Here is an 11,283-nt window from a genome sequence, read left to right as displayed (position 1 = left end):
GCGCGCAGCCGTTGCGCTACCCCCGCTGGATCGACGACTTCGGCGCCGGCCTGCGCGGCCCGGTCCAAGTTTCCTTGCGGTTCGCCCGGCCGAGGACGACTCTTGGGTTGAAGGTGTGCTCCTCGAGGAGGCGCGCATGGAGAAGACAAGGATCGTCGTCGGTGCGAGCGGATCACCGGCATCGGTGATCGCGGTGCGCTGGGCCGCAGCGGAGGCCCGGTTGCGCGGCGCCGAACTACGCGTCGTGGTCGCCTATCATCGCGGTCGGTCCGACCAGGCGGAAACGGCCGGGATCGTCCACGACGCGGTGCTGCACGCCCGGGCAGCCGCGCCCGAAGCCCAGGTCACCGGCGTGGCGCTGCCCGGCTACGCCGTGCCGGTACTCCTGAAGGCGTCCGAAGGGGCCGCGCTCCTCGTGGTGGGCGAGCGTGGCGGCGGCGTGTTCGCGGGTGCCGTCGGCGGCCAGGTGGCCACCCGGGCCCGATGCTCGGTCGTGGTGGCGCGGGGCCAGGCCGACCGGGGCAGCGGACCGGTCGTGGTCTGCGTCGACGACGACATGGCCGCCGACTCGGTGCTCGGCCGCGCGTTCGAGGAGGCCGCCCTGCACGGCGCCGAGGTCCTCGCGGTCACCGCCGGTCGCGGCGGCGCCACCGAGGACACCCGCCTCGACCCGTGGCGCGAGCGCTACCGCTCGGTCCCGGCCCAGCGCGAATACGTACCCGGCAAGCCGGGCAAGGTGCTGGTCGAGACGTGCCGCCAGGCTCGGCTGGCCGTCGTCGGCCCGCGCCGGCACGGCTACGAGGGTGTGATGCTCGGGGTGGTGGGCAGCCGCCTCCTGCACGGGGCCGACTGCCCGGTGCTCATCGCGCGCTAGCCACCACGTACGGGAAAGCGGCCTCGCGCAGATCGGCCGCAACCGACGGCCGGAGGCCGGCGGGCACCGCCGTGCCCGCCACCAGCGAGAGCATGACCTCCGGCGCGTTGTCGGCCAGGGTGCGACCGTTGAAACCGGCGAAGCCGTACGTGGCCGGCGTGCCGACGACGTACGGCAGCACGTCCGGGAACAGCCGTCGAGCCACCGCCTCGCCGTAGCCGCGCGCGTCGCCCGCGGTGCCACCGGCCGCGACCACCGCGGCGACCAGGCCGGCCAGGCGCTCACCCTCGGCCGCGTAGTCGTCCGACGGGTGCCGGGTGTTCGCCGGATAGGTGAAGCGGGTGTCGTCGGGCCAGAAGATCGGCCACATCATCGGGTGCCCGGCCCGGTTGATCGGGTGCCAGCCGCCCGCGTCGGTGGCCAGCATCGTCGCGCACCAGACACCGATCGGGGTGCCGGGCCGCAGCACCGGGTGCTCGTGGGAGATCTCCAGCACGATCGTCTCCACGGTCGTGCCGGCGAAGCTGTTCGCCGCCTCGGCCGGGAGCCAGCCGGAGAGATCGACCGCGGTGCCGTCGCGCACCGCCGAGTTGACCTTCGCGAGCAGCGACAGGTCGACGTAGAACGGGTCGGCGATCCGGCCGGCCCACATCCGGGCGTGGCCGCCGGTCGCGATCTCGCCGGTGCTGCCCTTCAGAAGCAGCTCGCCGGCCGCCGAGAGCTCGTAGGACTGCCGCCCGTCCGCTCCGGCCTCGCCGAACGTGGCCCGGAAGGTCAGCGACTCGCGCTCCTCGCCGCCGACGTGCACGCGGAACTCGTACCGGGCCTGAGGGTGGAAGCCGGGCTGGATGTCCGGTCCGGTGATCGTGGAGTTGACGTCCATGACGAAGACCGTGCCGTGGTCACCCTGAAAGACGTAGAGGTCGTCGATGTAGAGGCGGCCGTTCTGGCGGGCCAGAGGCGTGTCGAGGTGATGAGACATGCGGTCAGTCTGGACACGTACCGGGGCCCGCTACCAGCGTCGGATGACTGCTTCCGGGCCTACGTCAGGTGACGTAATGTTCCCGGCGTGCCGGAGACTCTGATCGGGCGCGAGCGCGACCAGCACCTGCTGGGCAGCCTGATCGACGCTGCGGCCGACCGGGGTGCCGCCCTCGTGCTGGCCGGCGACCCCGGCATCGGCAAGACGGCCCTGCTGCAGTGGTCCGCCACGGAGGCCGAGTCGCGGGCCGCGCTCGTCGTGCGGGCCACCGGCATCGACGCCGACGGGCCCCGCTTCTCCGGGTTCACGCGCGCCGGAGTACCGCTGATGGCGCACGCCGACGCACTCACCGCAACCCATCGCGAGGCTCTGGGGGTGGCTCTCGGCCTGGCCGAGGGTCCGCCGCCGGCGACGACGACGGTCGCGCAGGGCGTACTCGGGTTGCTGCGGGCCGCCTCGGCGCGGGGACCGGTCCTCCTCGTCGCCGACGACGTCCAGCGGTTCGACCCCGCCAGCGCCGAGGTGCTGGAGTTCCTGGCCGCCCGGCTCGCGGGGCGGCGGATCGGCCTTCTGATCGGTTCCCGGGGCGGCGCCGGGCCGGCCGGTCTCGCCCGGCACGATCTCGCTCCGCTCGACGCGCCGGCCTCGGAGACGCTGCTCCGGGCGCGATTTCCGGCGCTTGCTCCGGATGTACGCCGGAGAGTGCTGGACGAGGCACGCGGCAACCCGCTGGCCCTCCTCGAACTACCGGCTGCTCTGAGTTCGTCGGACGGACTGCCGGCCGCGCTGCCCCTCACCGCGCGGCTCCGGGCGGTGTTCGCGGCCGACGTCGACCGGCTGCCGGCGGAAACGCGTGACCTGCTCCTGCTGGCCGCCCTCGACGCGACCGCCGATCTGCACGTTCTGCGGTCGGCGGCGGGCATGCCGGTACTGGAAAAGCTCGCTCCCGCCGAGCGGGAGCGCATCGTCCGGATCGACGAGGAACGGCATCACCTGGCCTTCCGGCATCCGCTCACCCGCTCGGCGGTGATCGAGACGTCGACCGCCGCCCAGCGGCGCCTGGCCCACCGGGCGCTCGCCGGCGCGCTGGCCGACCACCCCGACGAGCGGGCCCGGCACCTCGCCGCCTCGGCCGACCAGCCGGACGAGGAGGTCAGCGCCCAGTTGGAAGAGTGCGCCGACCACCTGATGCACCGGGGCGACGCGGCCGGCGCCGTCGCCGCACTGACCCGGGCCGGCGACCTGAGCCCCGCCCCGGGCGACCGCGGCCGCCGGCTCGCCGAGGCGGCCCTCATCGCCGCCCGTGACACGTGGCAGCTCGATCTGGCCCGGCGCCTGCTCGACCGGGTCCGCGACACCCCGCACGGCCCGTCACCGGCGCTGCATGCCGCCACCGCGATCACGATGGTCAACGGCGACCACGACATCGACACGGTTCACCGGATGCTGGTGTCCACCGGCGACAGCGACTCGGTGCTGGCCGAGGTGTGCCTCTTCGGAGGCCGGCCCGAGCTGTTCCCGCCGCTCGAGGTCATCCTGACGCGGCTCACCCCGGGTCTTCGCCTGCAGGTCGCCACCCACTACGACCCGGCGCGGCGCGCGCTGCCGGCACTCGCGGCCCTGGACGCCGCGATCGCGTCGCTCCACGAGTCGACCGACCCGGAAGACCTCCTGCGCATCCCGGCCGCCGCGATCTACGTCGACCGCCTGTCCGGCTGCCGCGAGATCCTCCGCCGTCAAATCGCCGGTCCGGCGGCCGGCCGGGCCACGGTCGCCCGGATAACGCTGTGGGCGGACGCGTTCTGGTCCGGCCGCTGGAACGAGGCCGACCGGCTGTCCGCCGACTCGGCGGCCGTCTGCGCCTCGACCGGCGCGGCGCTCTGGGGCCAGTTCGCCAACTATCAGGCGGCGTTGCTGGCCGCGGCGCGCGGCCGGCCCAGCGACGTTCTCGCAGCCGGTCTGATCGCCTGGGGCCGTTCCCGCGGCGCGCGCCTGGCCGAAGTCCTCGGGTGGCACGTGCGGGCCCTGGCCGCCATCGCCCGGCAGGACTACGAGCAGGCCTACCGCAACGCGGCCGCGATCAGCCCGCCCGGCGAGCTGCCGCCCTACCAGGCCACCGCGCTGCTCGTCGCCTTCGACCTGGTCGAGGCGGCCGTCCACACCGGACGCTACGAGGAGGCCCGAGCCCACGTCGCCGCGATGCGAAGCCACGACCTGCCGCTGATCTCGCCCCGGCTGGCGCTGCTCACCCACGCCGCAGCCGGGCTCGCGCACGACGATGCCGCCTCGTTCGAGCAGGCGCTGGCCGTGCCGGGCGCCGAGCGGTGGCCTTTCGACCGGGCCCGGGTGCTGCTGGCGCAGGGTTCGGTCGCCGCCGCCCGCGACCTCTTCGAGGAACTCGGCGCCCGGCCCTGGGCGGCCCGTCTGCGCCCCTCCCTCGACGCGCTGACCCCCCAGGAACTGCAGATCGCCGAACTGGCCGCCGCCGGCCTCACCAACAAGGAGATCGGAAGCAAGCTCAACCTGTCACCGCGGACCGTCAGCACCCACCTCTACCGCCTGTTTCCCAAGCTGGGCGTGACCAGCCGCGCCGCGTTACGGGACGCTCTGACCGCACTCTCGCAGGATGGTGGCGCTTGAGCCGGTGACGAAGGCCCGAACCTCGGGGAACCGGCCCGGGTCGGTGTCGGCACCCCGGTCGTACCACCAGTCGCGCGCCCATCCGACGAGGCCGGCCCACTCGGGATCGGTCTCGGCGGTGCGGTCGGCGGCCTGGCGCTTCGACAGCTGGCGGCCGTGCAGGAGACGCTGCCTGGCCCGGCACATCGTCAGCACCGCATAGGCCTGTGCGCCCGGCGCGGTCATCCGCTCGACCCAGGCGGGCCAGTCCCGCACGTGGTCGAGCAGGGCCGCCGTCACGACCTCCGGCTCGACCGCCGGGAGCAACTCGGAGGCCGGCGGCCCGAACAGGCTGCGGCCGCTGTCGTGGACGCTCCCCCACGTGACGCGGCGGTGCGTGGTGGCCGGCAGCAGATGCAGGGCCTCGCCGGGGCTGACGCGGGCGATCAGGTGCCCGTCCGGGCGCGGCAACGCGTCGATCGAGACGTACTCGACCTCGATCCGACCGGCCCACTCCGGATGCTTCCGGTCGAGGCGTTCGTGCAGGCCGGCGAGCACTTCCAGCAGCCGGTCGCCGGGGTCGGCGGTCAGCACGGCGAGCAGGTCGAGGTCGCTGCGCCCGGGCGCGAAGTCGCCGGCCACCAGCGACCCGTGCACATAGAGCCCGAGCAGACGGCCGGGCAGTGCGGCGGCCCAGCCGTCACGGAGATCGTCGAGAACCTGCACGCGCGCCATCCTCGGCCCGCGCCACGGGCGCCGCCACCCTATTTCCGGGCGTGATTCTGCGGTTCGACACGAAGTTGGGCCGTGCGGGCGGTGGTAGAAAGGCTCGGTGAGCGCCTTCTTCGATCTCGATGCGTACGTGCGGCTGCCCCGGGTGGGCGGACTGTGGATGTCACCGGACGGGCGGCGGCTCGTCGTCGGCGTGGCGACGCCCGACGGAAAGAACACGCGATATCGGACAGCGCTGTGGGAGGTCGACCCGGGCGGGAAACGGCCCGCGCGCCGGCTGACCCGGAGCAGCAAGGGTGAGGCGGCGGCCGCCTTCACGCCCGGCGGTGACCTGCTGTTCCTGTCGTCGCGGCCGGGACCGGAAGGCGACGAGGACGACGACTCGCCGGCCGCGCTCTGGCTTCAGCCGGTCGGCGGGGGCGACTCGCGGGTGATCGCGGCGCCGGCGGGCGGGTTCGGCGGGGTGGTCGTCGGGCGGGACGGCACCCTGGTGGCCTCGTCGGGGCTGCTGCCCGCGGCCGCGGACGCCGACGCCGACAAGGAGTTGCGCAAGGAGCGCAAGGAGGCCGGCGTCTCGGCGATGCTGCACGAGGGCGGCCCGGTGCGCTACTGGGACCACGACCTCGGGCCGGCCCGGGCCCGGCTGCTCGGCGGGCGGCTCGGCGCCGACGACGACGAGCTTGAGTTGCGGGACCTCACCGGCCCGGTCGGCGGGGCGCTCGGCGTCGAACCGGACTTCGACGTGTCGCCGGACGGGCGGACGGTGGTCGCGAGCTGGCGGATTCCCGAGCGGGCCGGGTCGTCGCGCACCGCGCTGGTGGCGATCGACGTGGCGACCGGTGAGCGGCGCACGCTGGCCGAGGACCCGGCGTACGACTACGGGTCGCCGCAGATCTCGCCCGACGGCACCCAGGTCGCGTTCGTCGCCTCCCGGCGGTCCACGGCCGGCGATCCGGGCGACAACCGGCTGGCCCTGGTGCCGGTCGGCGGCGGCGCGATCCGCGAGCCGGCGGCCGACTGGGACCGCTGGCCGGACGGGAGCGGCCGGTGGACGCCGGACGGGGCGGCACTGATCGTGCCGGCGAACGAGCGGGGGCGGACACCGCTCTGGCGCGTCGACGTCGCGACCGGTGAGGCGTCGAGGCTGACCGGCGACGATGGTGCGTACACCGACGTGTGGGTGTCGCCGGACGGGCAGTGGGTCTACGCGCTGCGTGCGGCGGTCGACAGCCCGCCGGTACCGGTCCGGGTGGCCGTCGACGGCAGCCGGGAAGCCGATCAGCTTCGTGGGCCGGTGAGCTCGCCGCCCGTACCCGGAAAGCTGGAGGAGATCTCGGCGGAAGCCGCCGACGGAAGCGTGATCCGCGCCTGGCTGGCGTTGCCGGCGGAGGCCGACGGGCCGGCACCGCTCCTGCTGTGGATTCACGGTGGGCCGCTGATGTCGTGGCAGTCGTGGTCGTGGCGCTGGAACCCGTGGGTCGCGGTGGCGCACGGCTATGCCGTCCTGCTGCCCGACCCGGCGCTGTCGACCGGTTACGGCCGCGAGTTCGTGATGCGGGGCTGGGGCGACTGGGGCGGCGCGCCCTACACCGACCTGATGACGATCACCGACGCGGCCGTGCGGCGGCCCGACATCGACGCGGAGCGGACCGCGGCGATGGGCGGCTCGTTCGGCGGGTACATGTCGAACTGGATCGCCGGTCACACCGACCGGTTCCAGGCGATCGTGACGCATGCGTCGCTGTGGGCGCTCGACCAGTTCCTGGTCACCACCGACGTGCCGGACTACTGGTCGCGCGAGCTGACCGCGCAGCGGCTGGAAGACAACTCGCCGCAGCGGTCGGCCGACGCCATCACGACGCCGATGCTGGTCATCCACGGCGACAAGGACTACCGGGTGCCGATCGGCGAGGCGCTGCGGCTGTGGTGGGACCTGCAGTCGCGGTCGAAGGCGGACGACGGGTCGAGCCCGCACAAGTTCCTCTACTTCCCGGACGAGAACCACTGGATCCTCAAGCCGGGCAACGCCAAGATCTGGTACGAGACGGTGCTCGCGTTCCTGGCCCACCACGTGCGTGGAGAGGAGTGGCAGCGCCCACATCTGCTGGGCTGAGAAGGGGAATGCGGCGACCCCCGGCACGGTTATCCGGAATGAAAGTCGTTTCCAGTAGGGGGTCACCGTGAAGAACAACATTCACCCGGCGTACGGCTACGTCGTGTTCCGTGACCGGAGCGCGGACTACCAGTTCCTGACGCGGTCGACCGCCACGAGCGACAAGACGGTCGAGTGGGAGGACGGCAACACGTACCCGGTCGTCGACGTCCAGATCTCGGCCGGCAGCCACCCGTTCTGGACCGGGCGCACCCGCCTGGTCGACACCGAGGGACGCGTCGAGAAGTTCCGCGCCAAGTACGCCCGGGCTCGCGCCTCGCGCTGACCGACAGTCCCATCCGAGCAAACAGGCCGCGCGGTTCCACCGCGCGGCCTACGCTCGTCCGGGGCCGGAAGGGGCGATGGGGCATGCGACAGCTCGCGCTGGCGATTCTGGGCCTGATACTGCTGGCGATCGGTGCGCAGGGTGTGATCCGGTTGGTGATCAGCCACGATCCGGGTGCCCTGCGGCACCTTCCGGGTGGCTTCCTGGCGCAGCTTGTGGTGTACGGGGCGATCGCGCTCTTCGGGCTGACGATGGCCCGCCGCAACCGCGTCCACCCCGACCCCGACCCCGAGCACGACCGCCGCGCCCACCGCTAGCCTTCCGCCTCCTCGTTGCGCGGGCGGCCGGGGCGGCGCATCTTCTTGGCCTCGGTCGGCAGCCGGCCCTCCGACTGCAGCGCCTTGCGCAGCAGATATTCGATCTGCGCGTTGGTGCTCCGCAGTTCGTCGGCCGCCCACCGGGCCAGCGCGTCGTGCACCGCCGGGTCGAGGCGCAGCAAAATGCTTTTACGCTCTGCCATGAAGTTTCTCGTCAGTGGTAGAGGGTGCCGGTGTTGACGACCGGCTGAGTGTCGCGGTCGGCGCAGAGCACGACGAGCAGGTTGGAGACCATGGCCGCCTTGCGCTCCTCGTCGAGGTCCACGATGGACTCCTCGGAGAGCCGGGTCAGCGCCAGGTCGACCATGCCGACCGCGCCCTCGACGATGCGTTTGCGGGCGGCCACCACGGCGTTGGCCTGCTGGCGGCGGAGCATCGCCTGGGCGATCTCGGGCGCGTAGGCCAGGTGGGAGAGGCGCGCCTCGACGATCGAGACGCCGGCCGGCGCGACCCGGACGCCGATCTCCACCGCGAGCTTCTGGGTGATCTCGTCGGTGCTGTCGCGCAGCGAGACCTGGCTGTCCTCGTGGGCGTCGTACGGGTAGGAGTTCGCGATGTGCCGCACCGCGGTCTCGGCCTGGATCGCCACGAAGTCTTCGAACGAGTCGACCTCGAAGACCGCCTTGGCGGTGTCGCTGACCTGCCAGACCACGACCGCGGCGATCTCGATCGGGTTGCCGTCGGCGTCGTTGACCTTGGTGACCTCGGTCTGGTGGTTGCGGATCCGGGTCGAGACCGGCCGCCGGGTGGTGAACGGGTTGACGAACCGGAGCCCGGTCCGCCGGATGCTGCCCGTGTAGCGGCCGAGCAGCTGGACGACCCGCGCCTGGCCCGGGGCGACCTGGGTCAGGCCGCGTAACCCCAGAACGGCCCCGATCAGCAGCAGAATGCTGAGCGCGACAGTGACCGGGTTCGCAATGATGATGAGCACTATGCCGACGATGATCGCGACGATGGCTCCGAGCAGGATCGGGACGCCGGCCGCCCCGTCGGTGCGGCGTTCGCTGTACGTGGTCTCGGTGATCATCCTGCACTCCCTTCGGCGGGCTTGCCCCGCATCTAGCATAGTGATATCACATTATGAACAGAGCGGAACGGGGAGGACAGCCACATGACAGGTCGGCAGTTGGAGATAGATCAGGTCAGCAAGCGGTACGGCGAAACCGTCGCCCTCGACGACATCACCTTCGAGGTCCGCGCCGGTGAGATCTTCGGCCTGGTCGGCAGCAACGGCGCCGGCAAGACCACCGCGATGCGGATCGTGCTCGGCGTGCTCGAGGCCGACGCCGGCTCGGTGCGGTGGGACGGCTCGTCGCTCAACCTCGACACCCGCCGCCGCATCGGCTACATGCCGGAGGAACGCGGGCTCTACCCCCGCATGCGGGTCGGCGAGCAGCTGGCCTACCTGGCCCAGCTGCACGGCCTTTCCCCGGCCGAGGCGCGAAAAGCGTCCGACGCGTGGACCGAGCGGCTCGGCGTCGCGGACCGGCGCACCGACGACGTGATCAAGCTGTCGCTCGGCAACCAGCAGCGGGTCCAGCTCGGCGCCGCGCTGGTGCACGACCCCGAGATCCTGGTGCTCGACGAGCCTTTCTCCGGACTCGACCCGGTCGCGGTCGACGTGATGAGCGCGGTGCTGCGGGAGCGGGCCGGCGCCGGCGTACCGGTGATGTTCTCGAGCCACCAGCTCGACCTGGTCGAGCGGCTCTGCGACCGGGTCGGCATCGTGCGGCAGGGGCGCATAGTCGCCGCGGGCACGGTCGACGAGCTGCGGGCCGGCGGGCGGGACGAGCTGGTCGTACGCGCTCCGGGCGCCCCACCCGGGTGGGCCTCCTCCCTTCCGTCAGTCACCGTTCTTGATGTTTCCGGGGATGCGACCCGGCTGGCTCTCGCCGATGGGGCCGACGACCAGGTCGTGCTGCAGGCCGCGCTCGCGACCGGGCCGGTGCACGAGTTCGCCCACGTACGCCCGTCCCTGACCGACCTGTTCCGCCACCTCGTGGGCGCCGACGCCGCGGAGGTCTCGTGAACGTCATCCGACTGATCGCCGGCCGCGAGATCGCCACGCGGCTGCGCTCCAAGGTCTTCCGCATCGCGACCGTCCTGAGCGTCGTCATCCTGGTCGCCATCGCCCTGATCTCGAAGCTCACCGGCAACGGCCCGGACTATCAGGACGTCGGCATCACCCCCGCCGCGGCGCCGCTGGCGAACGTGGTCACCGGTTCCGCCTCGTCGATCCAATTCAACGTACGCGTCCACACCGTCGACGAGGCGGCCGGACGGCAGCAGGTGCGCGACGGCAAACTCGACGCGCTGCTGACCAACAGCAGCAGCCCGGTTCAAGTGGTGGTCAAAAGCAAACTCGACGCCGGCCTGCAGTCCCTGCTCCAGCTGGTCGCCCAGCGCACCGCCCTCGACCAGCAGGTCACCTCGCTCGGCGGCGACCCGGCCAAGGTCGCGGCCGCCGTCGGCACCGCGAGCGTGGCGGTCTCGGCGCTCGAACCGCCCAAGAAGGCCAACGGGCAGCAACTGCTGATCGGCATTCTGACCAGCGTCCTGATCTACATGGCTCTCCTGCTGAACGGGCAGGCGGTCGCACAGGGCGTGGTCGAGGAGAAGACGAGCCGGGTGGTCGAGATCCTGCTCGCCACCGTACGGCCGTGGCAGTTGATGATCGGCAAGGTGATCGGCCTCGGCACGGTCGGACTGATCCAGGTCGCCATCATCGCGGCGTCCGGGGTCGCGGCCGGCACCGCGACGGGCACGCTGCACCTCCACCTGGGCTCGGCGGTCGGCACCATCGTCTGGCTCGTCGTGTGGTTCCTGCTCGGCTACACCGCCTACGCGTTCGCCTTCGCGGCGGTCGCGTCGCTGGTCTCCCGGCAGGAGGAGGTCGCGTCGGCGGTCACCCCGGTGATGATGCTGCTGATCGTCGGATACGTCATCGGCATCTCGATCCTGCCCTCGCAGCCGGATTCGGGGCTGGTGGCGGCGCTGTCGCTGATCCCGGTGTTCGCGCCGACGCTGATGCCGATACGGCTGGCGCTGGGCGTCGTACCGGCCTGGCAGGCGGCCGTCTCGGTGGCCGGAATGGTGGTGATCATCCCGCTGCTGCTGTGGCTCTCGGCCCGCATCTACCGCAACGCCGTGCTGCGCAGCGGCGCCCGGGTCAAGCTGCGGGACGCCTGGCGGGTCCGCTGATCTGTGACCTGCGCAACACCCGGGCGGCCGCTGTCACATCCGCGGCCGCCCGGGTGTCCT

General features: G+C 72.5%; 11 protein-coding genes. 7 read left to right on the top strand and 4 right to left on the bottom strand.

Annotation, left to right across the window (positions count from 1 at the left end; all coding sequences use genetic code 11):
- Positions 1 to 136: 136 nt before the first annotated feature.
- The gene (locus tag ACIA5C_RS21995) at positions 137 to 874 is read left to right on the top strand and encodes a universal stress protein (protein ID WP_396057314.1); all 738 of its coding nucleotides are present in this window, start codon (positions 137 to 139) and stop codon (positions 872 to 874) included.
- On the opposite strand, the gene ACIA5C_RS21990 is transcribed toward ACIA5C_RS21995, so the two are convergent.
- The gene (locus ACIA5C_RS21990; RefSeq protein WP_396057312.1) at positions 861 to 1,856 is read right to left on the bottom strand and encodes a DUF4331 family protein; all 996 of its coding nucleotides are present in this window, start codon (positions 1,854 to 1,856) and stop codon (positions 861 to 863) included. The two genes, ACIA5C_RS21995 and ACIA5C_RS21990, sit on opposite strands and share 14 nt — an antisense overlap.
- Before the next feature lie 87 nt (positions 1,857 to 1,943).
- Here ACIA5C_RS21990 and ACIA5C_RS21985 point away from each other — a divergent pair, with 87 nt between their 5' ends.
- Positions 1,944 to 4,496 carry a LuxR C-terminal-related transcriptional regulator gene (locus ACIA5C_RS21985; protein WP_396057310.1) on the top strand — a complete coding sequence of 851 codons (2,553 nt, stop codon included), beginning with the start codon at positions 1,944 to 1,946 and terminating at the stop codon, positions 4,494 to 4,496.
- Here ACIA5C_RS21985 and ACIA5C_RS21980 read toward each other — a convergent pair.
- Positions 4,452 to 5,201: an aminoglycoside adenylyltransferase domain-containing protein gene (locus tag ACIA5C_RS21980; protein WP_396057308.1), complete on the bottom strand. Its 750-nt coding sequence runs from the start codon at positions 5,199 to 5,201 to the stop codon at positions 4,452 to 4,454. The genes ACIA5C_RS21985 and ACIA5C_RS21980 overlap by 45 nt on opposite strands.
- Positions 5,202 to 5,307: 106 nt before the next feature.
- Here ACIA5C_RS21980 and ACIA5C_RS21975 point away from each other — a divergent pair, with 106 nt between their 5' ends.
- The 3 genes from ACIA5C_RS21975 (at position 5,308) to ACIA5C_RS21965 (ending at position 7,962) form a co-directional block, all read left to right on the top strand.
- Positions 5,308 to 7,320, top strand: a complete 2,013-nt coding sequence (locus tag ACIA5C_RS21975) for a prolyl oligopeptidase family serine peptidase (RefSeq protein ID WP_396057306.1) — start codon at positions 5,308 to 5,310, stop codon at positions 7,318 to 7,320.
- Between the two features lie 67 nt (positions 7,321 to 7,387).
- Positions 7,388 to 7,645, top strand: coding sequence for a type B 50S ribosomal protein L31 (locus tag ACIA5C_RS21970; protein WP_396057304.1), 258 nt, complete (start codon positions 7,388 to 7,390; stop codon positions 7,643 to 7,645).
- 83 nt (positions 7,646 to 7,728) lie between these two features.
- Positions 7,729 to 7,962: a hypothetical protein gene (locus tag ACIA5C_RS21965; RefSeq protein WP_396057302.1), complete on the top strand. Its 234-nt coding sequence runs from the start codon at positions 7,729 to 7,731 to the stop codon at positions 7,960 to 7,962.
- Here the strand turns inward: ACIA5C_RS21965 and ACIA5C_RS21960 are convergent.
- On the bottom strand, positions 7,959 to 8,165 hold the full coding sequence (locus tag ACIA5C_RS21960; RefSeq protein WP_396057300.1) for a hypothetical protein: 207 nt from the start codon (positions 8,163 to 8,165) through the stop codon (positions 7,959 to 7,961). The two genes, ACIA5C_RS21965 and ACIA5C_RS21960, sit on opposite strands and share 4 nt — an antisense overlap.
- Before the next feature lie 11 nt (positions 8,166 to 8,176).
- Positions 8,177 to 9,049 carry an SPFH domain-containing protein gene (locus tag ACIA5C_RS21955; protein WP_396057298.1) on the bottom strand — a complete coding sequence of 291 codons (873 nt, stop codon included), beginning with the start codon at positions 9,047 to 9,049 and terminating at the stop codon, positions 8,177 to 8,179.
- Positions 9,050 to 9,133: 84 nt separating this feature from the next.
- Here ACIA5C_RS21955 and ACIA5C_RS21950 point away from each other — a divergent pair, with 84 nt between their 5' ends.
- Together ACIA5C_RS21950 and ACIA5C_RS21945 are read left to right on the top strand one after the other, a co-directional pair.
- Positions 9,134 to 10,051 (top strand): ABC transporter ATP-binding protein, encoded by a 918-nt coding sequence (locus ACIA5C_RS21950; protein WP_396057296.1) that lies wholly within the window; start codon positions 9,134 to 9,136, stop codon positions 10,049 to 10,051.
- Complete coding sequence (locus ACIA5C_RS21945) at positions 10,048 to 11,223, top strand: ABC transporter permease (RefSeq protein WP_396057294.1); 1,176 nt, start codon at positions 10,048 to 10,050, stop codon at positions 11,221 to 11,223. Before ACIA5C_RS21950 ends, ACIA5C_RS21945 begins: the two co-directional genes overlap by 4 nt.
- The last annotated feature ends 60 nt before the right edge of the window (positions 11,224 to 11,283 follow it).

The sequence above is a fragment of the Actinoplanes sp. NPDC051343 genome (assembly GCF_044455125.1).
GTDB lineage: Bacteria > Actinomycetota > Actinomycetes > Mycobacteriales > Micromonosporaceae > Actinoplanes.
This window is presented reverse-complemented; position numbering and strand designations above follow the sequence as displayed.

Bases quoted from the DNA above. Each gene is read 5' to 3' on its own strand.
- ACIA5C_RS21995 (WP_396057314.1), top strand. From the start codon at position 137: ATGGAGAAGACAAGGATCGTCGTCGGTGCGAGCGGATCACCGGCATCG.
- ACIA5C_RS21990 (WP_396057312.1), bottom strand. From the start codon at position 1,856: ATGTCTCATCACCTCGACACGCCTCTGGCCCGCCAGAACGGCCGCCTC.
- ACIA5C_RS21965 (WP_396057302.1), top strand. From the start codon at position 7,729: ATGCGACAGCTCGCGCTGGCGATTCTGGGCCTGATACTGCTGGCGATC.
- ACIA5C_RS21960 (WP_396057300.1), bottom strand. From the start codon at position 8,165: ATGGCAGAGCGTAAAAGCATTTTGCTGCGCCTCGACCCGGCGGTGCAC.
- ACIA5C_RS21955 (WP_396057298.1), bottom strand. From the start codon at position 9,049: ATGATCACCGAGACCACGTACAGCGAACGCCGCACCGACGGGGCGGCC.
- ACIA5C_RS21950 (WP_396057296.1), top strand. From the start codon at position 9,134: ATGACAGGTCGGCAGTTGGAGATAGATCAGGTCAGCAAGCGGTACGGC.